Annotated in this window: 22 protein-coding genes; 14 read left to right on the forward strand and 8 right to left on the reverse strand. The window is 61.8% G+C overall.

Annotated features, from left to right (window positions below; genetic code table 11):
• Positions 1-35 precede the first annotated feature (35 nt).
• Genes FJ977_RS35385 through FJ977_RS35415 form a run of 7 tightly spaced genes read left to right on the forward strand, consistent with a single transcriptional unit; the run spans position 36 to position 10,170 of the window.
• Positions 36-281 (forward strand): hypothetical protein, encoded by a 246-nt coding sequence (locus FJ977_RS35385; protein WP_140777408.1) that lies wholly within the window; start codon positions 36-38, stop codon positions 279-281.
• Between the two features lie 4 nt (positions 282-285).
• Positions 286-888 (forward strand): hypothetical protein, encoded by a 603-nt coding sequence (locus FJ977_RS35390; protein ID WP_140777410.1) that lies wholly within the window; start codon positions 286-288, stop codon positions 886-888.
• A complete protein-coding gene (locus FJ977_RS35395; protein WP_140777412.1) occupies positions 889-3,339 on the forward strand; it encodes a hypothetical protein in 2,451 nt (816 codons plus the stop codon).
• A gap of 3 nt (positions 3,340-3,342) precedes the next feature.
• Complete coding sequence (locus FJ977_RS35400; protein ID WP_140777413.1) at positions 3,343-3,819, forward strand: hypothetical protein; 477 nt, start codon at positions 3,343-3,345, stop codon at positions 3,817-3,819.
• Positions 3,819-6,848: a lytic transglycosylase domain-containing protein gene (locus tag FJ977_RS35405; protein WP_140777415.1), complete on the forward strand. Its 3,030-nt coding sequence runs from the start codon at positions 3,819-3,821 to the stop codon at positions 6,846-6,848. Before FJ977_RS35400 ends, FJ977_RS35405 begins: the two co-directional genes overlap by 1 nt.
• A gap of 16 nt (positions 6,849-6,864) precedes the next feature.
• Positions 6,865-9,951: a hypothetical protein gene (locus FJ977_RS36585; protein ID WP_246683436.1), complete on the forward strand. Its 3,087-nt coding sequence runs from the start codon at positions 6,865-6,867 to the stop codon at positions 9,949-9,951.
• On the forward strand, positions 9,952-10,170 hold the full coding sequence (locus tag FJ977_RS35415) for a hypothetical protein (RefSeq protein ID WP_140777417.1): 219 nt from the start codon (positions 9,952-9,954) through the stop codon (positions 10,168-10,170).
• Here FJ977_RS35415 and FJ977_RS35420 read toward each other — a convergent pair.
• On the reverse strand, positions 10,167-10,439 hold the full coding sequence (locus tag FJ977_RS35420; RefSeq protein WP_140777419.1) for a hypothetical protein: 273 nt from the start codon (positions 10,437-10,439) through the stop codon (positions 10,167-10,169). The genes FJ977_RS35415 and FJ977_RS35420 overlap by 4 nt on opposite strands.
• Positions 10,440-10,491: 52 nt before the next feature.
• On the opposite strand from FJ977_RS35420, the gene FJ977_RS35425 reads away from it, so the two are divergent.
• Positions 10,492-13,206 (forward strand): hypothetical protein, encoded by a 2,715-nt coding sequence (locus FJ977_RS35425; RefSeq protein ID WP_140777421.1) that lies wholly within the window; start codon positions 10,492-10,494, stop codon positions 13,204-13,206.
• Here FJ977_RS35425 and FJ977_RS35430 read toward each other — a convergent pair.
• The 3 genes from FJ977_RS35430 to FJ977_RS35440 are packed head-to-tail and all read right to left on the reverse strand — an operon-like array spanning position 13,197 to position 14,539.
• Entirely contained in the window at positions 13,197-13,751 is a 555-nt protein-coding gene (locus FJ977_RS35430) for a hypothetical protein (RefSeq protein WP_140777423.1), read from the reverse strand. The two genes, FJ977_RS35425 and FJ977_RS35430, sit on opposite strands and share 10 nt — an antisense overlap.
• 12 nt (positions 13,752-13,763) lie before the next feature.
• Positions 13,764-13,967, reverse strand: coding sequence for a hypothetical protein (locus FJ977_RS35435; protein ID WP_140777425.1), 204 nt, complete (start codon positions 13,965-13,967; stop codon positions 13,764-13,766).
• Between the two features lie 11 nt (positions 13,968-13,978).
• Positions 13,979-14,539, reverse strand: a complete 561-nt coding sequence (locus FJ977_RS35440) for a CatB-related O-acetyltransferase (RefSeq protein WP_140777427.1) — start codon at positions 14,537-14,539, stop codon at positions 13,979-13,981.
• A 104-nt stretch (positions 14,540-14,643) separates the two neighbouring features.
• Between FJ977_RS35440 and FJ977_RS35445 the strand changes: the two genes are divergently transcribed.
• The 6 genes from FJ977_RS35445 (at position 14,644) to FJ977_RS36110 (ending at position 17,451) form a co-directional block, all read left to right on the forward strand.
• Positions 14,644-15,495 carry an N-acetylmuramidase family protein gene (locus tag FJ977_RS35445; protein ID WP_246683437.1) on the forward strand — a complete coding sequence of 284 codons (852 nt, stop codon included), beginning with the start codon at positions 14,644-14,646 and terminating at the stop codon, positions 15,493-15,495.
• 2 nt (positions 15,496-15,497) lie between these two features.
• On the forward strand, positions 15,498-15,722 hold the full coding sequence (locus FJ977_RS35450; protein ID WP_140777429.1) for a hypothetical protein: 225 nt from the start codon (positions 15,498-15,500) through the stop codon (positions 15,720-15,722).
• Position 15,723: 1 nt separating this feature from the next.
• The gene (locus tag FJ977_RS35455) at positions 15,724-16,059 is read left to right on the forward strand and encodes a hypothetical protein (RefSeq protein WP_140777431.1); all 336 of its coding nucleotides are present in this window, start codon (positions 15,724-15,726) and stop codon (positions 16,057-16,059) included.
• Positions 16,056-16,295, forward strand: a complete 240-nt coding sequence (locus FJ977_RS35460; protein ID WP_140777433.1) for a hypothetical protein — start codon at positions 16,056-16,058, stop codon at positions 16,293-16,295. The genes FJ977_RS35455 and FJ977_RS35460 overlap by 4 nt, the downstream gene beginning before the upstream one ends.
• A 159-nt stretch (positions 16,296-16,454) precedes the next feature.
• Positions 16,455-16,964: a hypothetical protein gene (locus FJ977_RS35470; protein WP_140777437.1), complete on the forward strand. Its 510-nt coding sequence runs from the start codon at positions 16,455-16,457 to the stop codon at positions 16,962-16,964.
• Between the two features lie 328 nt (positions 16,965-17,292).
• Entirely contained in the window at positions 17,293-17,451 is a 159-nt protein-coding gene (locus FJ977_RS36110; RefSeq protein ID WP_181180179.1) for a hypothetical protein, read from the forward strand.
• A 4-nt stretch (positions 17,452-17,455) separates the two neighbouring features.
• Here the strand turns inward: FJ977_RS36110 and FJ977_RS35475 are convergent, their stop codons facing one another.
• From FJ977_RS35475 to FJ977_RS35490, 4 genes are all read right to left on the reverse strand, one after another.
• Positions 17,456-17,776 (reverse strand): hypothetical protein, encoded by a 321-nt coding sequence (locus tag FJ977_RS35475; protein ID WP_140777439.1) that lies wholly within the window; start codon positions 17,774-17,776, stop codon positions 17,456-17,458.
• Between the two features lie 111 nt (positions 17,777-17,887).
• Positions 17,888-18,103 (reverse strand): hypothetical protein, encoded by a 216-nt coding sequence (locus tag FJ977_RS35480; RefSeq protein WP_140777441.1) that lies wholly within the window; start codon positions 18,101-18,103, stop codon positions 17,888-17,890.
• Positions 18,104-18,106: 3 nt separating this feature from the next.
• Complete coding sequence (locus FJ977_RS35485; RefSeq protein WP_140777443.1) at positions 18,107-18,334, reverse strand: hypothetical protein; 228 nt, start codon at positions 18,332-18,334, stop codon at positions 18,107-18,109.
• Positions 18,327-18,905 carry a hypothetical protein gene (locus FJ977_RS35490; RefSeq protein WP_140777445.1) on the reverse strand — a complete coding sequence of 193 codons (579 nt, stop codon included), beginning with the start codon at positions 18,903-18,905 and terminating at the stop codon, positions 18,327-18,329. Before FJ977_RS35490 ends, FJ977_RS35485 begins: the two co-directional genes overlap by 8 nt.
• Positions 18,906-19,181: the final 276 nt, after the last annotated feature.

A 19,181-nucleotide genomic window follows, 5' to 3' on the forward strand; every position in this document is an offset into this window, starting at 1 on the left:
CTTCGGCTGTCCGCCCTTTTCGTCATGGAGACAGCATGCCCTACAAGCCCACCGGCCGCCCGAACGGCAGGCCGCGAAAGAACCCATTGCCGATCGCGGCTGATGCCAAGCCTGTTCTCGCTGCAGAAGCCACGCCCTCGGCTGCGCCGAGGCCTGTGAGCCGCGCGCGCAAGATGTTCCGGCAAGCAGCCGAGGCGCTGAACCCGAGCCCGTTCGTTGTCCTGTATGACAATCGCGGCCGCCCGCGCCACCGCCCACGCCACACCTCGCTGAAGGTTTGACCTCATGGCAATCACGCCCGTCGATGTCGCCAACATGGCCTTGGCCACGCTGGACGAAGCCCCGATCGATAGCCTCGATCAGGACATCAAGGCGGCGCGCTTGCTCAATCTGCACTATGACCTGACCCGCGAAGCCGAGTTGACGAAATACGCCTGGGTCTTCGCGATCCTGCGCGCATCCGTGGTCGGCTCGGATACCGGCTCCGGCGACTGCACGCTGAACTGGGCCTATGAATTGCCCGCCGATTGCCTCCGCCCGCTGCCGCTGACCTATGACGGCGAGCCCAACGGTGTGCCGATCTCATGGCGCCAAGAGGCGGACATCATCTATTCAGACCAGACGAGCCCGCGCGTCATCCGCTATGTGGCGAACCTGACCGACCCGAACGACTGGGATGCGCTGTTCACCGATGTGCTGGTGGCCGCTCTGGCGGTCAAGGTGGCTCACCCTCTCACACACAAGGCCGGAATGATCGATGTGGCGCGCGCGGCCTATGATCGGGCTGTGGATGCGGCGGTGAACGCGCAGGCCATTCAGCGGGCCGGCAGGCTCAACCTGTCGGCATGGTCGACCCAGCGCGGCGACAATCGCCTCTGGAGGGGCTGAGTGGCCACGCTCTACCCGCTTCAGGATACGTTCGTCAGGGGCGAGATCAGCCCGCGCCTGCATGCGCGCGCCTCGCTGGACCTGTACCGCGCCGGCCTGTCGCGTTGCGAGAACTTCGTCACGCTGCCTCACGGCGGGCTGCGCAAGCGGGGCGGGACGTATTTCGTTGGCGAGGTGAAGACCTCCGCCAAGAAGACGCGGCTGATCCCGTTCATCTTCTCGGCCGACCAAGCCTACGCGCTCGAATTCGGCGACCAGTATATCCGGGTCTACGCCTACGGCGCTCGCGTCGGGACTGTTGAAGTCTCCTCGCCGTATCTCGAGGCTGACCTGTTCAATCTCCAATATGTGCAGTCCGCCGATCAGATGTGGATCACGCACGGCAGCTACCCGTTGAAGGTACTGACCCGCACTGCGCACACCACGTGGACCCTGGACGATTACAAGATCGAGGACGGCCCATACGACGACATCAACGACACCTCGACGACGCTGACGCCATCTGATTACGGCTCGTTCACGCCGAAGATGACGAGCAACACGACGCCGTCAGGAACGGTGTCCGGCACCGTCGGCCCGGAATACGCGGTTTTCGACAAGGATACGAGCACCGACGCCAACGCGGGCGGAGCCACCAGCGGCTTCGTCACCTATCGGCAACCGGGCGGCGCGCAGCTCATCGTCAACAACTACTATTTCACGGCACGCACGAATTCGGCGCTCGATCGCAATCCGACCATCTGGGATGTGTCGGGATCGAACAACGGTTCCACCTGGGTCATCCTTGATAGCCAGACCGGGCAACGCGGATGGTCCGGCGGCGAAACCCGCTACTACGAGTTCTATAACAAGGCGCCCTACGAATATATCCGGTTCTCGTGGAAGTCCGTCGACGGCTCGGCCGACAGCGGGTTTTCGGAAATTGGCTACAACAACGACGCCACGACCCAGACGCCTTTCAATCTCACGGCATCGTCAACCGCCGGCATCAATGGCGGGACGGGGTTCCAGACGACGGACGTGGGCAGGGCAATCCGCCTGTTCGGATCTGATGGCCGCTGGCGCTGGGCAGAGATCGTGTCGCGGGTGTCGACTACGGTTGTCACCATCCGGCTGCACGGCTTCGCGCTCCGCGACCTGAGCCCGATCACCCGCTGGCGCCTCGGCACTCTTGTCCCAGGGAAATACCTCGACAGCGGCACGCTTTACGAGGAGCGTCTTGCGTTCAGCCGCAAGTTTTCCGTTTATGCCTCGGCGACCGGCGACTTCAACAATTTCGCCCTCGGCGAGGAAGATGACGACGCGCTGGAGTTCCTGCAGGCCGGTGGCGGCCAGGCCAACGACATCACATGGATAGCGGAATCGGATGGCGCCCTTCTGATCGGAACCCAGGGTGGCGTGCGCGCGCTTTCCGGCTCGGGTGTCGATGAAGCGCTGACACCATCTTCGTTCAAGAACCGCCGGTCCCGCACCGCCGGCTGCTCGCGCATTCGCCCGGTGGATGCCGGCCAATCGTTCCTCTACGTGACACGATCGCGCCAGTCGATCGCCGAACTCTCGCAGGCCAATACCGGGCGTTTCACCTCGGACGACATCGGGCAGATTTCGGAGCACATCCCGAAGAAGGGCGTGGTCGAGCTGGCCTTCCAGACCGATCCAGACCCGATGCTGTATTTCCCCCTTGATAACGGGGAGTTGGGCGGATACACCCATCAGCCCTCGCAGGATGTCAGGGGCATGCACCGCCACGACATCGGCGGCACTTTCTCTGGTTCGGCCTGGGGCATTGTCGAGAGCGCCACCGTGACACCCGGCCAGGATGGGAACGATGACCTTTGGCTGATCGTCAAGCGCACGATCGGCGGCGTCACCAAGCGCTATATCGAGGTGAAGACCGCCCCGTTCGAATATGGCGCGATCGCCGACGCTTTCGAGGTCGACTGTGGTCTGCTCTATTCGGGCGCTGCCGTGGGCACTGTTTCCGGCCTGTCGCACCTCAACGGCCAAGTCGTCGACGCATTGGCCGATGGCAAGGTCTACAAGGGCCTCACGGTATCGGCGGGCGCCGTGACATTGCCTGGCGGCGTCACCGCGGCGAAATGGTCCGTTGGGCTTCCCTACGTCTCCGCAGCCGACACGCTGGAACTGGACGTTGGCGGCAAGGACGGATCGATCGTCGGCCGCCGCAAGAAGGTCGCCAAGGTCATCCTGTCCTTGATGGAAACCGACACCACCGGGTTGACCATCTCCTCGCTGCTTCGCGGCAAATGGGAGCCGGTTCACATTCCCTCAGTGGTCGCGCCGAACGGCATGGCCAACCTTTTCACCGGCAACATCGACGTTCCGATCGACGATAGCTGGGAAGGGCAGGGGCGCATTCGCATCCGCCACCAGAACCCGACACCCTGCACCATCAGGGCCATGACACCAGTGTTTGACGCGGAGCCGTAGAGAATGTGCACCTTCGCCCTCCTCGGCCTTGCGGGCACTGCCATCTCGACAGTGGGGGCTGTCGCGTCCGGCGCACAGCAGCAGCAAATGGCCAACATGCAGGCCAAGGCCTACGAGCAGCAGGCTCAGGCCGACGGCCAAGCCGCAGCGTTCGAGGCCGCGCAGGAGAAGCGTAAGCAGGACTTGCTGGCGGCTCAGGCTCGCGCTGCCGTCGGCGCCTCTGGCGTGGCCGTGCAGGGCTCGCCCAGCGAAGTCTTGGCCGCGAATGCCCGGCAGAACCAGCTTGACCTGAAGGCCATCCAGTACGGCTCGGCGCTCCGGCAGAACAACCTTCGCACCCAGGCCGACATCTCCCGGTTCAGCGGCAAGCAAGCGATGGGCGCCAGCATCATCAATGCCGGCAGCACGTTGGTTTCCGGCATCTCCAATCTCTATGACCCGAAGAAAGCCGTGAAATTCGGCGGATCGGCATTCGCATAATGGCTGTCATCCCGCTTCAAGTCGCAAGCCGGTCGCTCGATACCGGAAGCGTTGTCCAGTATCCGGGCGGCGGCGAGATCGGCCGCGCGTTGCAGGGCGCCGGCAATGAGCTTTCCCAGGTCGCCGAGCACTTCAAGGCGGTGCAGGATCAGCAGGACCGGTTTGATGCCGGTGTCGTCGACGACGAGCTGCGTCAGCGCTTGGCCGAGACTGAAGCCGAAGCCGCCCGCAATGCCCCCGCCGACGGTTCCGGCATCCATGACAGCGTCTACGGGCAGATGGATGTTAACGGACGTCCGGTAAAGCCCGGCGCCTTCGACACCCTATTCGACGAATATGCGCAGAAGGTGCCGGAAAGCCAGCGCGCCAACTTTCTGGCGACGAAGGAGGCCGTGCGCCTTGCGGGCTCCAACCGGATGGCGACCGTCCAGTACCAGAGCCGGCAGGCCTACGAACAGGTCGAACTCACCAAGTCGCAGGACACACTGCTGAACAGCATCCTCCAGAGCGACCCGAACGACACCAAGACCTATGAGGCGTTCAAACAGAACGGCCTCGACCGCATTGCCGCCTCAGGCATGTCGGCGCTCGACAAGGAGAAGGCGGCCTATAACTGGAACCAGAGCGCCACCAAGGGCCTGTTCCAGTCGATGCTGGAGAAAGACCCGACGTTCGCCGGCCGGGCACGCGCGGCGCTTGGCTTGGCACCGGTCCAGCAAACGGGCGGTTCCGCGGTCGATCAGGTCACGGACAAGATCATCGGCGTTGAGAGCGGCGGCGATCCGAACGCCAAAAACCCCAAGTCGTCGGCATCAGGGGTTGGCCAGTTCCTCGATAGCACTTGGGTGGCGACGGTTCGCCAGCACCGCCCTGACATCGCGGCCGGCAAGAGCGCGGCGCAGATCATTGCCCTGAAGGGTGATGCCTCGCTCGGCCGCGAGATGACCAAGGCCTATCAGCAGGACAACGCTGACTATCTGACCAATCGCGGTTTGCAGACCACGCCCGGGAACATCTACCTCGCGCATTTCCTCGGGCCAGGCGGCGCGGTCAATGTGCTGAAAGCCGATCCGAATGCGCCGGTTGTCAGCATCGTCGGGCAGGATGTCGTCAACGCCAACCCGTTTCTCAGGGGGATGTCGGTCGCCGATACCATCGCATGGTCTGACAAAAAGATGGGGAGCGCCGCCGGCACGTCGCGCGCCGGCCAGGTCGACCCGCGCTTCGCCGGGCTTGATCCGGACTCCCGGCTGTCCCTCGCCAACCAGGCCGATGTGCAATATCGCCAGCAGCAGGCGGCCTCGCTTGCGACCCAGAAAGCCGACTATACCGCTTATAAGGACCGGTTCGAACTTGGCATTGCCTCCGGCCAGATGACCGACCCGGCGCTGATCCTTGGCGACAAGACGCTGAACGACGGCGACAAGGCTTCTCTTCTGCGCTCCTTCAACGAGCAGAACAAGGGCGCGATCCAGCTGCAGGCCGATCTCGGCGCACTGAACAGCAACTCCCTGTCGCTCGATCCCTACAGCAGCGCCGACAAGACGCGCGCCGACAAGCTCTATTCCTCGGCCGCCGGCAATGTGCCGCTGGAGCGCCAGGCCGATATCGCCACGGCCATCATCCAGCAGACCGGCGTAGTGCCCCAGCCGATCATCAACGACATGCGCCGTGGCCTTTCCAGCCAGAACCCCGGCCAGGTGATCGCCGCCGCGCAGACCGCGCAGAAGATCGTGGCCTATGATCCGGCCATCCTCGGCCGGCGCGATGGCGGAAACGAGGTTCAGAAGGCCGCAGAGGATTTCAGCTACTACGTCAACAAGCTGAACCTCCCGCCCGAGGAAGCCGCGCGCCGCATGATTGACAATGCCGATCCGTCGAAGCAGCGCGACCGCAAGGTGTTGGAACCGGCGGCGAAGGAATTCCTCAAGACCATGGGCGATGTCGATCTGTCGTCCGAGTTCAAGGACGGCTGGTTTTTCAACGGCGCGCCGGCGCTCGGGCTCGACCCCTTGCAGGAGGCGGGCATCAAGGCGGACTTTCTCGCCATCGCCGAGGACCAGTTCTATTCCGCCAATGGAAACCCCGACCTCGCCAAGAACCGCGCACTCGAGCAGATGAAGACGCTCTATGGCGTGTCGCGGCTTAGTGGCGCTGCGACCGTCGTGAAATACCCACCTGAGCGCTACTGGCCGAAGGAAGACGTCGCCGGCGGGCCGCTGGGCGTTGGTGCCGATCCCTTCCTTTATGCCAAAGCGCAATTGCACAGCGATATTGATGAGTTCTCTGGGCGTGGCCCGCCGGGGCCGATCACGGCATTCGAAGGCAGGATGCAGGCCGGCAACATTGATCTGGCGAACCGCCCTCAAGTGAAAAATGCAGATGGTTCGGTCAGCACGGTGCGATCGATGTCGTTCGAGGAGGATGGCCAGGAAATCCTAATCCCGACGGTTTCGCCCGACGGCAAGATCCTTTCGGACGATCAAGCCATCGCGCTCTACCATCAGACGGGGCAGCATCTAGGCAAGTTTGACACTCCGGAGCACGCGGACGCCTATGCGCAGGCGCTCCATCAGACCCAGGAGAAGTATTATCGCGGCGATCTGGCTATCGACCCGTCGACTGTCCGGCTTGTCACCACGCCTGAAACCGAAGCCGATGTGAAGGCCGGGCGGCTTCCGGGATATGCGGTCATGTGGAAGGATGCCAACGGCAATCTCCAGACGATCCCCGGCAAGGTCTGGCGGCCCGACGTCAGCCACATGCTGGCCAATCAGGAGGCGAACCGCGCCAAGGCGCAGGACGAGGCCACGAAAAACGCCCGGCAGAACGACGCGCTCTATGACGTCAACATTCTGACGGGAGAGCCGTTGCCGCCGCGACAGGCGACACCCGCGCCCAAGCCAGCGCCCGGCGCGAATATCCCAACCGACATCCCGGCCGCAACAAGCGAAGGTTCGAGTTTCTGGCGCATACCGTCACGCGCAGAGGTTAAGGACGCGCTCCATTTGAAGGTGCCGAAAAAATGAGCCGGAGCGCGATGTAATGCCGTTCCTCGACGAAAAGCGCCCGATTGGCGACCTGAGCAACATTCAGGTTGACGAACCTGTGCCCGCGCCGTCGACGCTCCAGACATGGGGCGCGGCATTTCGGACCCAGAACACCATCGGCTCCGCCATGGCTGCATCTGGCATCCCTGATCCTTCAGTCGTCGACGAAGGCGGCGAGGGCTTCAATGCCATCGACTATGTGAAGGACGACCCGAAATACGCGCCCTATGTTACGTCGTTCGCTGGTATCCGAAACCGTCGCGCGGCCGATGCGCAGAAGATCGTCATCGATCAGGAGATAAAGGACAACCGCACGCTGGCCGCCGCCGGCTGGCCCGGCACGATTGCCCAGATGGCGGCCGGCGTCATTGATCTGCCCACCCTTGCCTCATTCGGCAGTGGCCTGGCCATAGGCGGTGGCAGCAAGCTTGCCATGGCCGGACGGGTTGCCTTGGGCGCCGGCGTCGACACCGCGGTCTCCGAGGGAATTCTACAGGCCACGCAGTCCACAAGGACGCCCGAGGAGAGCGCTCTCAACATCGGCGGCTCCATTGTCCTCGGCGGCGCGCTTGGCGCGCTGGCGGGCCGCTATCTGGACAGCACGAGCAGCCGAGCCCTGTCGACGAAGATCGAAGGACAGGATACCGCGTTCGCCACGGCTGACCGCGAATTCGCCAACATGGGCAAGGGCTCATCCGCCGGCGCGGCCGCGCGAGACACCGGGCCTCTCACCCTCAAGGACGAGGCGTTCATTTCCAAGCTGCCCGTCGTCAACCGGCAAGATCCGCTTATCCGCCTGCAGTTGAACGAACTGGACGCCGGCCGGGAAGCAGTGCGCGGCCTTGCCGAAACTCCGTTGGAATATGCAGACAATGCCGCCGGTGTGGCGACGGAGCGCGGTGGCGCGGTGGAAACCCGGATGAAGATGTGGCACGCGCCGCTGGCGACTGCGCTGCGCGAGATCGATACGAGCTATGCCCGGTATTTCTACAGCACTCCGGAGCCGACTGCATTCCAGCGCTTCCTTGCCCCGATGCAGTCCGAGTTCGACCGGGTACGCGGCTCGACCGACCGCCTGACCTACAAGCAGTTCAAGGAGGAGGTCGGCAAGGCGGCTTTCTCGGGGGAACAGCATCCGATTGCCCAGGTCGCCGAGGCGGCGCGGGTCTATCGCCAACTCGACGACGCCATGAAGAAGGCAGCGATCGAGGCCAGGCTCCTGCCGGAAGACGTCGCGATCAAGGGCGACACCAGCCACCTTTTCCGCATGTACAACAAGGACAAGATCATCGCGCGCCGCGGTGAATTCTCGGCGGTGCTGAACGACCATTTCATCGCCGAGCGCAATGCGGCGGCAAAGCGCGCGGAATCGCCTTTGGCCAAGAAAGCTGGCGCCGACGGCAAGATCGATCCGAAGGTCGCAGCACAGGCCGAACGGGATGCGCAATACGGCAACCTGTCGGATGGTGAGGTGAAGGGTCTTGTCGACGACACGATCGACAGCATCCTCGGCCATGCCGACAGCCGCATTCCCTACGATATCGTCTCTGGCCCTCGCGGTCCCCTGAAAGAGCGCGTGCTCAACATCGAGAGCCGGAAGATACAGGATTTCCTCAACACCGATATCGAGGAGGTCTTGCGCGCCCAGGTCCGCACCATGTCAGCCGATGTGGAACTGGCCCGCAAGTTCGGCTCGGTCGACTTGGCCGAGCAACTCCGCAAGATCAACGACGAGGCGAACGCCAAGATTGCCGGCGAGACGACGGAGAAGGGCCGCCAGCGGATCGAGGCATCTCGAAAGGCTGCGGTGCGCGATCTCTCCGGCATCCGCGACCGGCTGCGCGGCCAGTACGCATTGCCATCCAACCCTGATTCGCTGGTGCTGCGCGCAGGCAAGATCGCCCGCAACATCAACTATCTGCGCCTGCTGGGCGGCATGACTGTTTCCGCCATCCCTGATCTCGGCAAGATTGTCTTCGCCCACGGCCTGACCAGCACCTTCCGGGATGGGTTCATTCCGATGGTCAAGAATTTCAAAGCCTTCCGGCTGGCGGCTCAGGAAGTGAAAGACGCCGGCACCGCCCTTGACATGGTGCTCGACAGCCGCGCCATGGCGATGGCCGACATCACCGATGACTTCGGTCGGCACTCGGCATTCGAGCGCGGGCTTGCTTCGCTCTCGACCCGGTTCGGTGTCGTGTCTCTCATGGCGCCATGGAATGCCACGCTGAAGCAATTCACCGGTCTGCTGACCATGACCAATATCCTCCGGTCTGCGGAGCGTGTCGCCGGCGGCAAGGGGACGGCAAGGGACATCCGCAATCTTGCCTCGAGCGGGATCGATGCCGACCTGGCCGAGCGCATCACAAAGCAGTTCGGCGCGCACGGCGACAATCAGGATGGCGTGCTGCTGGCAAAGGCTGGCGATTGGACGGATCGCGAGGCGCGCGAAGCCTTCCGTGCCGCCGTGGTGCGCGAGGTTGACCGTGCCATCGTCTCACCCGGCCAGGACAAGCCCCTGTGGATGTCGACGGAGCTCGGCAAGGCGGTAGGCCAGTTCAAGAGCTTCGGCATTTCGTCGATGCAGAAGACCATGCTGACCGGGCTGCAGCAGCGCGATGCGGCCACGCTGAACGGCGTCATGCTGTCCCTGGGGCTCGGCGCCATGACCTATTGGGCGCGGCAGAGCATTTCAGGCCAGCCGGTGTCGGACGACCCCAAGCAGTGGGCCGTCGAGGCGCTGGACAAGTCCGGCCTGACCGGATGGCTCATGGACGCCAACAATGTCGCGGAGAAGGCCACGCGGGGCAGGGTGGGGTTTTCAGCCATCACCGGAAAACAGGTTTCCCGCTACGCCAGCCGCAATGTCACCGGTGCCTTCCTCGGGCCCACGGCGGATGCCGTGTCCGACATCTTTCAGGTATCCGGCTCGATCTTTGCTGGCGACACCACGAAGTCGGATCTGCATAAGCTGCGCCAACTGGTGCCGGCGCAAAACCTGTTCTATCTTCGCTCTCTGTTCGATAAGGTCGAGGCCGCGACGGGCGATGCGCTCGACCTGCCCGACACAAGAAAGAAATAGATGCTCGCTGGTGTCCTTGGAATTGTCGGTCTCGCCCTGGCGCTGTTTTGCGTCGGCGGCTTCTTGGAGGGTGACATGGCCAAGGTCGGCAAGTTTGGCGCTGCCTTCGTCGTCTGCGGCGTGTTGATCCTAATGACGGGCACAGCACCAAGCGGCAGCGGTGCGCAGAACTGCCGTATCGACTGGGACGGCCGCGCCAACTCGGAAGTCTGCAACTAGCGGCGCCAGAGCCGGGTGACGAGAAACGCCAGCCCCAAAATGATGGCGTTCGATAGAAAACCAGCCACGAACCTCATGGCGGCCAGCGGCCCGGTCCATCCGTTCAATATGCCGGGCCAGACGATCGAAATCAGAAGATAGCCAACTGCCAGGGCGAACCATCCGGTTCCCTTGTTCTCTGCCAGCCGCGTCAAACCGAACAGCACCAAAAGCCCGATGACCCGAACCGGGTCCAGCACTTGAGCAACGATAATCGCCAATAGCCCCATGGCGGGGCACTCAACTTCAAAAACCCCGACCTTTCAAGAGTGGAGAGCCGTAATGGCCCGACCTGCTACTGCCGCCGTTCGCCTGCTGACCGGCGAGCGCGAACCCTGCCGCCTGGCGACCACGGCGAATATCGATGTCGATGCCGGCGGGCTGTTGACCATCGACGGCGTTCAGACCGTCGAGGGCGACCGCGTGCTCGTCAAGGATCAGACGGACGGGTCGGAGAACGGCATTCGCACGGTTTCGGCCGGCCAGTGGTATCGCGCCGCCGATGCCCGCACGGCGCGTACCATGCAAAAGGGGACGACTGTCCACGTCGCTGAAGGCTCGACCAACGCTGGCAAGACCTACGTTTTCAACACGCTCAACCCGGTGATTGGCGACACGGCTCTCGCGATCGTCTTCTACCAGTCGGACGATGGGATCGGCATCATCAATGCAGCGATCGCCGCCGGCCTTTCTTCGGTCGGATCGGCAATCACGGCTGGTCTGGCCCTGATCACCGCGGCCGTGTCTGCTGCCGGGTTCCCCGCATCCCCAGTCGCCAACACCTTCTTGCAGCGAAACGCTGGCAATACGGCCTATGCCGCAAAGACCACAACCGAAGTGCGCAATGCGCTTGCGGCGGCTGTCTATGCGTCGGATCGCACGGCAGTCAAGGCGCTCGACCCGACCAAGGACAGGGCCGCGACGACATATGGCGAAGGCTTGGGACGCAACGGCCAGTGGTTGCCCTACCTGACATCCTCGCTGTCGGCTTCTGTGCAGGCAGAGGCAACGGCCGACACAGCCGAAGGAAAATACCTCACCTCTGGCTCTTATACGTGGATCAGGCTGCACAGCGGGCCGCGCAACGCGTCTTGGTATGGCGTCGTCGGCGACGGCACCACGGATGACACAGCAGCTCTCACGGCAGCTTTCGCTGGTTCTGCGGTCGGCTGCGTCGTCATGCTGCCCCCAGGGTGCAACCCGCTTGTTGACACGACTTTCACCATGCCGGATGGCGCAACGTTGATTGGCAGTCAGCCCGCTATCGGTGGTTTCACGCCGTCGACAACCTACGCGACGATCAATCGCATTTACGTCAACAGCGCCGCGACGATCTCTATCGGTTCGAACTGCACGCTCAAGAACCTGGGGATATTCCGCAAGGGCCTGACATTCAACATCACCTCGGCACAGGTCGCTGCGCAGTTCCTCGGCACTGGCGTCACCATCCGAAACAGCGTTGCGGATGTGTTGATTGAAGACTGCCTGGTGCTTGGCTTCAACCAGGGCATCCGGTCGATTTCCGGGGCTACGTCATGCAGCCGCATCACCATCAACCGCGTCCACGGCGACTGCCAGAACGGCATTTTCCTTGAGGCGTCGACCGATATTACCCGGATCAGCGAGTGCCATTTCTGGCCCTTCGTGACCATCGGATCGGTGCCGGAAACGAATGGCGCCCAGAACGATCGCACGGGCGCGGCTTTCTCGCTGAAGGCTCCCCACGACTGGACACAGGTCCGAGGCTGCTTCTCGTTCGCCTATGCGACCGGCTATCTGGTGACAGACGCCGATCAGGTGGTGTTCCTCAATTGCGGAGCTGATGGGCATGCTGCCACCCCGCTCGCCGGCACAATCGGTTTTCGGCTCGTCAATTCGGCCGCCGACATCAAATACATCGGCTGTCAGACTGCGGCGCAGGATATCGGCTTCCAGTCGGATACCACGTCTGCGGCGACGGCGCCTGCAACCTACACCGCCTGCAACACCTGGGAATGCGCAACCTACGGCTTCAATGTCACCAGTGGCGCGGCATCGTTCTCAAACTGCCAGACGCGCAGGACGGGGGCGGCGGCAAGTTCGGCCGGCTGGAACGTTGCGGCCACTGCCGTGGTCGACATGGATCAGTGCTCGATCTACGGCTACGATATCGGCATCAACAACGCCGTTGGCGCGGTCACTCGTCACCGTGGAACCATATTCAGTGGTATCCTGACCGGCAACATCATCAACCCCTACATGGCCACGTTGGCGTCGGCATCGGCCGTCACCCCGAACGCCGTGGACACCGTGTTTTCCGTCAGCGGGACCACAGGTATCCAGACCATCAACAATGCGCGGAGCTATGCCGGCCGGTCGATCACGCTGATCTTCGCGAACAACAACACGCGACTCTTGGGCGGCGGCAACATCGCCATCGGCACCAGCTATTACTGCGGCAAGAACGAGGCGGTTACGCTGGTCTCGGATGGCGTGAACTGGTTCCCTCAAGGGGACAAGTTCAAGAAGACGTGGGTTGGGACATCCGCGCCGAACGCTCTCTCCAACAGTTCGACGTCGGCGCAGAACATATTCCCGTCGACCCAGGATGAGATCAACGTCGAGGCGGCGACTCTTTACCGGTTCCGCACCAAGATCGGCATCAACACCGGCGCTACCTCGCACACCACGTCGTTCGGCATCGGCGGTACCGCGACCATTACCTCCATGGCCTATACAGCTATGGCCACGTCAACGGCGGGGTCAACGACACTCGGCACACCGCAGATGGCCAGCCCGAAGACGGCATCCGCCACGGCGTTGACAGCAGCGTCGACGGCCATCCGCACCGATATCTTCATTGAGGGCGAAATCCGCGTGAACGCCGCCGGCAACATCGCCCCGCAGATCACCTTCTCGGCAGGCCCGACAGGAACCTGTGAAATCGATACCGATAGCTGGTTCGAAATAGAGAAGGTGGCGGGCAATGCCTCAGTCGCAGTTGGCGATTACGCCTGATGAGGAAGGATCTGCAAACTCCGTAGCCCGACCCCAATCGCGCCGTCGTTAAAAAAGCCCGGCTTGGAATCTGGTGATGCGCCTGGGTAAACCACGAACCGCAGGACGAGCTTGCCATCTGTGGGCATTTCGTCCTGTGGGATTGTCACGCTGATGAGCTGCGTCGGCGTGTTCCCGTCGTAGATGTATTGATCATAGGGTTTGCCGTTGACGAAAAGCGCCATCATGCGCCGGTTCGAATATATGGAGAGCTTCACCATCGTGTTGACGGTGAGGTCGATAGGACCGGTCGGAGCGGGCTGAAGCTGGATGTGAAGTTCGGCGTTCCCGTTGCCCCACATGCCCCAGTCGTCAGGAGCGAACCAGCCAGGCACGCCCGGAGCACTATCATTGTTGAACTGGATCGCCGGGTCGCCAACTCTGTAGCTCACCACGCTGGCCTCCTCGACCTCGTGGGACATCGGAATGGACACAGCGAGAACCGCCACCAACGCGGCCAACATCGCGATGGCGATAGGGACAACGGGCAATCGCGTTTCTGTCATGGCTCGCTCCATTTAATTCGGTTTCCGCAGCGCATTAAGAACCACATCGGCATCGTTCGCATCGCCGCTGAATACGACTTCCCACAGTCCATCCACCAGCCTGACGTGTCCGCCATCATAGGTGTGGATGTCTCCGGCCTTGGCCGCAACCTCATCGCGTAGGCCGGGGCGCAGTTCGGCCCACGGCTTCGGCAGCTTTACCCAGTCTCGTTTCATCGGCCAGCCTCTTAGCCGTGCTTCGCGACGAAATCTTCAATCGGCCCGGTTAGGAGGTCGGCCTCCTGCTTGATCTTCTCGTCGTCCCAATCCCACCAACGGATAGCCAGCATTTTTTCGACGATCTCTTCCGGGAATCGAAGACGGATTTTCTTCGCCGGGTTTCCACCGACGATCGTGTAGGGCGGCACGTCCTTTGTAACTGTGGTCTGAGCGGCCACAACGCCGCCGTGACCGATCTTCACGCCCGGTAAGATCATCGACCTTCTGCCGATCCAAACGTCATTGCCGATGGTGATGCCGCGCCGGCCGCTTGGGTCTTTGTGCGCAGGCTTCCCCAGCATGTTCGCTTGGATAAAGGAAGTCGTCGCGCAAGCTGTCGGATGGTTCCCGCTGCACAGAAAAACCACGTCTGCAGCGATTGAGCAAAAGGAGCCGATCTCCAGGCGGGCGTTAGGATTGCAGCCGAATATCTTGAGGCCGTTGTCGATGCCGTAAGTCCAGCGGCCCAGTTTGGTGTCCTTAGGCACAGGATTCTGTCTGTTTCGAAACCAAATAGTCAATTTGGACATCAAGCCCCCCCCCGATTTGAATATTCGCAGCGGATACCACGCCGCCATCGACACGGTCTACGGCCTGTTGGGCGGCTTTCTACTTCACACTGAAAGGAAAACCCATGGACACGACGTTCAAGGGCGCCGCGGTGCGCCTTGACGACCTCGCATTGCCGAAGCTCGGCGCCAAGATCGGAGTAGGAGAGGACGAAATCCATGCTTTTCTCGACGTTGAAACGCGCGGCCATGGCTTCGATAGTCAGGGCCGCCCCATCATCCTCTTCGAGCCACATGTTTTTTATCGCAATCTGGCGGGCGCTGCGCGAGCCCAGGCGGTAGCGCAAGGGCTGGCCTATCCAAAGTGGGGCGAGCAGCCCTATCCCAAGGACAGCTACCCGCGCCTGAAGTCGGCATGCGCGATCGACGAGACCGCCGCGCTCAAGTCGGCATCATGGGGCCTTGGTCAGGTTCTCGGCGAGAACTTCGAGGCGGCCGGGTTCCTGACCCCGCAAGCCATGGTCGAGGCGATGATGGAGAGCGAAGAGCTTCAGCTCGAGGCCGCCGTCAACTTCATCCAGGCGAACCATCTCGACGGCGCGCTGCGCTCCCATGACTGGGCGGCATTCGCCAAGGGCTACAACGGCGCGGCCTACAAGAAGAACGGGTACGACACCAAACTGGCTGATGCTTTCAGGAAGTGGTCCCGCATCAAGGACACGCCTTGGCCGCCAGCGGCCCCGCCAGCACCCGTTCAGCCTTCCCCGGCTCCTGCGACGCCCGCCGCGCCTAGTGCTTCTCCTGAGCCTCCTGTGACCGCGCCCAAGACCGGCAAGGGCATCATTGCCGGCATCATTGCCGCTCTCGGGATCGGCGGGGGTGCCGCTCATGCCGGCGTCTCTCCCGCGCTCATTGCCGGCGGCGTCGTGCTGGTGGTGATCGCCATCCTCATCATCGCAGCCATCAAGAGGAAATGACCATGAAATGGTTCAACACCAACGCACTGCACAATCTGCTGAACACGCTGATCTTCATCGTCACCTCTGGCGCGCTCGCCGGGTTTGACTGGACGGCGTTCGGCATCACCGACCACCGCGCTCTGCAAATCAGTGGCGGGCTGGCGCTGGCCAAGCTGGTCATCAACGCCGTGCGCGACGGCCCGTCCGGCATGGTCGCGCCACCGCCGCCGGCAGAGGAGAAATGAGATGGCTAAATTCCGCAAGAAGCCTGTCGTCATCGAGGCAATCAAATGGACAGGCGAAGTTACCGGCCTCACCAACGGCGGTATCCCGTTCGAAACTGAGCGTTTGGAATACCCTTCATGGATGCCGCCTTGCAGCGAAACGCTTCCAACGGAGGCCGCGACCATAGCCGCAGTTGAGCCTGGCCAGGTGCGACGGTTCATCGACATCCTATACATCGGTACGCTTGAGGGTACGATGGCGGCGATGCCGGGCGACTGGATCATTCGTGGGGTGAAGGGCGAAATCTACCCCTGCAAACCCGATATCTTTGACGCCACCTACGAGGCTGTGACATGACTGCGGTCATCGCTTTCCTGCTCACCCACACATCAATCCTCATAGCCGCGCTCGGGGCCGTAGGAACCCTCATAGGCCTCGGCTACGGCAATCTGCGGGGCGCCAAGCGTGAACGCGACAAGCAGGCCGTGAAAGACGCCACCGCCGGCTCCGAAGCTCAGGCGATCGATGACGCCGTGGCCGGTCGCGCGCCTGACACCAACAGGGAAAGGCTGGGAAAATGGTCCAAGTCATGAGGCGAAAGCTCCAAGTGTTGGCATTGCCGCTGCTGGTCTGTCTCGCAGGGTGCCCCACGACCGGCGGCTCCTTCTGCGCGGTGGAGCATCCCATTCGTCCGACCAAGGCAGAGATCGCCACGCTCTCGGACGCTTCGGTCGCGGCGATCCTGGCCCACAATGAAAAAGGCCAAAAACTTTGCGGCTGGAAGCCGTAGCAGCGCGTTGAAAGGGCAGACGGGGCAAATGGCTGAAGGTGATGAGATGGTTCAAAACCGCGAAGTGAACGTCAACTGGTTGCGGATCAACGTGCCGTCGATCGCGGCTATCGTGTTGGCTGCGATCACGCTGACCATCTACATCCAGCGGCTTGAAGGTCGGCTCGACGTCATCGAGCAATCGCGCCAGGCCCGCACGGTCATTTCCGACAAGAATTTCGATGAGATCCAGCAGAAGCTTCGGCCTCTGGATAACGTCACCTTTCGCCTCGACCAGATGGACAAGCGGGACGACACGCAAGACGCCAGGATCGACAAGCTCCTTGAAGTCATGGGCGCCAAGCTCGACGGCATCAGCGAGCGCGTGAACAGCCTCTCCACTAAGGTTGAGGTGCTGTCCCAGAAGATCGATGCCATCTCGCCCGCAAAGAAAGCAGACCTTGGATTGCCGCCGGAACTCGCCTCTCGCTGACGCGCCACCACCTTTTACCCCGCCCGCTGGCTTCGGCTGGCGGGCTTTTCGTCGTTTGAGGGCCGCGCTATATCCCCTCCATGAGCACTCTTGCAGAGATCAAAGCAGCAGGGGAAGGCCTGATGGCGAACTGTGCCGGGCCGAACTGTGGCCATGGCAAGCCGCTACCTCTGGACTGGCTCATTGAGCGATACGGACCCGACTATGAGGTGATCGGGGAAACCCGGATTGCTCAAGCCTGCAAATGCGAGCGGTGCGGCCACAAGGGCGCCAGGCTGCACATAATGGCGAATACGAAGCCGACAGGCTATTCGAAGAGCAAGGGGCAATGACCAGCTACGTTGTCAGCGTCTACGACACCAAGGAGAAGGTGTGGAAGACCGTGCTTGCTACAAAGGACAAAGCTGAAGCCGAGGCGATGAAACTGGCCATGGAGCAGGACGGCGTGAAGGCAAAGATTGAGGCTTTCCCGCCGAAGAAGCGCTAGGCACTCACTGTCCAGCAAAGACGCGTTTGCTGCTCTCGCGGAGGTTCTGGAGGTATGGCACGTCATCGGCAGTTATCTCGATCTCGCCGTACAGCAAACGCACCACGCGCGGCTGAATGACCAGCACAGTGAGTTTGCTTGGCTCGTCTGACCCAAGACTGGCAGCGACTTCCTCAATCGTAAGGTAGCTGCCATGGGTGCCGCTGGTGGAGAACATGACGAAGTTGAGGGCGTTGGCCTCGCCTTCTGGAAACAGTGATCTCAGGACATCCATGCCGTCCGTAAGCTTCACGACTTCATAAGCGGGCATTGCGAACACGTTCATCTTCATCTCCTATCAGAAATCGACCCACCCGACATACCTCAACCCATACAGCGCAGCCATTAAGGCAGCGCCGATAGGGAGCAGAGCGAACATTGTGCGGATGGTCATGCGTCAGGGATCCGCATCGAGTGGCGGCATATTATCGATCAATTCGATGCCAGCCAATGTCCCATCGGACGCAATGTCGATGATGGCCCGGACATGCCTCTGCTCCCGATACGGACCCTGCGCCCGCGTCTGGGGCGCGAAATAGTAGAGCCGTCCAACGTCCGGATCGTCTTCGTAAGTGAACACCGCTTTGCGCCAGTCAGGTCTGCGCTTCGTCATCGTTCATTCCCCTCTGGTAGAGCCATCGAAGTCGCGTTTGAGCAGGAAGAAGCTTTTGTGGAAGCTCTCGACGGTTCGGCGGCCCTCCCAGATCACGTTGTAACAACCATCGGCGGTGGCCTTGCCGAGGATAAGACCGCGAATGTGCGAGCGCCCCTTTAGTATCTTGGGGAAGGTCTCAGCGAACTGGTCGCTGGTAACGCATCGCTCTCCGAATTCGATTTCAGCCATGCTCGCCCCCCCTGGTAGAGGAAGAGAGGGCGTCGGCTCGGAAAATATCCTGGGCTAGATGCTCAACAGAGGTTGCGGTCATGTCAAATGCACCATCTCCCCATTCAAGAATCGTGCCGTCGTTACCGACAGATAGCGTCTCGAAAAGCGACCTATCGTTTCTAAGCGGAGCATAAACTCGGTACTTGTTGATAGCCGGTGATAGATCAACAATTTCCGTTCTGCCAATACGAGTTCCGCCGATCCAGCGAACTTCAATGCATAGATCGGCCACGGGGCGCGCGACCTCGATTCGAGGCATCGGCCTTGGGTCAAACTTCGTCTTGATCCGGCTCATATAGGCTTCTAGAACCGCCAGGCCTTTTTCGGAGATGCGAACAACTTTCGAATGCGGCCCCATGGATCGGACCAGACCGTCTCGCAGCAACACCGCGACATTCTCGCGGACGACTGGAATTTCTGGCGGTTTCACATAGCCAGCCTTGTGTTTCGCCTTGGCGGGCTTCTTGCTTCCGCGCAGCGCGATCTCCTGAAGCGCCATCAATTGCCCTTCGTTTAGCGCGTGTTCCATTCCTAGGCTCCTTGTTGGTGGGGGAGGGTCGGCGAACTCGACCCGAATGCTGTTGAACTTGCCCCGCGCAGTGACGCGGCACGCCTGACCCTTGCGGCCCTGGCGGTCCCATCGATAGACGTAATCCACAGGCGACGATTTCTGTGCATGAAGTCGTGGGACACCCATATCCTAACCTATTGACATGTAAGGCCCCGGCGTTGCAGCGCATGGGACACATTTGCCCCGGATTTCTGCGGTTTGCAGCGTTTTTACGAGTCTTCTCGACCGCACCAA

It is taken from the genome of Mesorhizobium sp. B2-1-3A (genome assembly GCF_006442655.1).
Taxonomy (GTDB): Bacteria; Pseudomonadota; Alphaproteobacteria; order Rhizobiales; family Rhizobiaceae; genus Mesorhizobium.

Excerpts from the sequence above, each read along its gene's own strand:
- FJ977_RS36110 (WP_181180179.1), top strand. The coding sequence starts at position 17,293 with ATGACCAGCTACGTTGTCAGCGTCTACGACACCAAGGAGAAGGTGTGG.
- FJ977_RS35400 (WP_140777413.1), top strand. The coding sequence starts at position 3,343 with ATGTGCACCTTCGCCCTCCTCGGCCTTGCGGGCACTGCCATCTCGACA.
- FJ977_RS35480 (WP_140777441.1), bottom strand. The coding sequence starts at position 18,103 with ATGACGAAGCGCAGACCTGACTGGCGCAAAGCGGTGTTCACTTACGAA.
- FJ977_RS35440 (WP_140777427.1), bottom strand. The coding sequence starts at position 14,539 with ATGTCCAAATTGACTATTTGGTTTCGAAACAGACAGAATCCTGTGCCT.
- FJ977_RS35435 (WP_140777425.1), bottom strand. The coding sequence starts at position 13,967 with ATGAAACGAGACTGGGTAAAGCTGCCGAAGCCGTGGGCCGAACTGCGC.
- FJ977_RS35460 (WP_140777433.1), top strand. The coding sequence starts at position 16,056 with ATGACTGCGGTCATCGCTTTCCTGCTCACCCACACATCAATCCTCATA.
- FJ977_RS35420 (WP_140777419.1), bottom strand. The coding sequence starts at position 10,439 with ATGGGGCTATTGGCGATTATCGTTGCTCAAGTGCTGGACCCGGTTCGG.
- FJ977_RS35405 (WP_140777415.1), top strand. The coding sequence starts at position 3,819 with ATGGCTGTCATCCCGCTTCAAGTCGCAAGCCGGTCGCTCGATACCGGA.
- FJ977_RS35485 (WP_140777443.1), bottom strand. The coding sequence starts at position 18,334 with ATGGCTGAAATCGAATTCGGAGAGCGATGCGTTACCAGCGACCAGTTC.
- FJ977_RS36585 (WP_246683436.1), top strand. The coding sequence starts at position 6,865 with ATGCCGTTCCTCGACGAAAAGCGCCCGATTGGCGACCTGAGCAACATT.
- FJ977_RS35450 (WP_140777429.1), top strand. The coding sequence starts at position 15,498 with ATGAAATGGTTCAACACCAACGCACTGCACAATCTGCTGAACACGCTG.
- FJ977_RS35455 (WP_140777431.1), top strand. The coding sequence starts at position 15,724 with ATGGCTAAATTCCGCAAGAAGCCTGTCGTCATCGAGGCAATCAAATGG.
- FJ977_RS35430 (WP_140777423.1), bottom strand. The coding sequence starts at position 13,751 with ATGACAGAAACGCGATTGCCCGTTGTCCCTATCGCCATCGCGATGTTG.
- FJ977_RS35445 (WP_246683437.1), top strand. The coding sequence starts at position 14,644 with ATGGACACGACGTTCAAGGGCGCCGCGGTGCGCCTTGACGACCTCGCA.
- FJ977_RS35390 (WP_140777410.1), top strand. The coding sequence starts at position 286 with ATGGCAATCACGCCCGTCGATGTCGCCAACATGGCCTTGGCCACGCTG.
- FJ977_RS35425 (WP_140777421.1), top strand. The coding sequence starts at position 10,492 with ATGGCCCGACCTGCTACTGCCGCCGTTCGCCTGCTGACCGGCGAGCGC.
- FJ977_RS35475 (WP_140777439.1), bottom strand. The coding sequence starts at position 17,776 with ATGAACGTGTTCGCAATGCCCGCTTATGAAGTCGTGAAGCTTACGGAC.
- FJ977_RS35385 (WP_140777408.1), top strand. The coding sequence starts at position 36 with ATGCCCTACAAGCCCACCGGCCGCCCGAACGGCAGGCCGCGAAAGAAC.
- FJ977_RS35415 (WP_140777417.1), top strand. The coding sequence starts at position 9,952 with ATGCTCGCTGGTGTCCTTGGAATTGTCGGTCTCGCCCTGGCGCTGTTT.
- FJ977_RS35490 (WP_140777445.1), bottom strand. The coding sequence starts at position 18,905 with ATGGAACACGCGCTAAACGAAGGGCAATTGATGGCGCTTCAGGAGATC.
- FJ977_RS35470 (WP_140777437.1), top strand. The coding sequence starts at position 16,455 with ATGAAAAAGGCCAAAAACTTTGCGGCTGGAAGCCGTAGCAGCGCGTTG.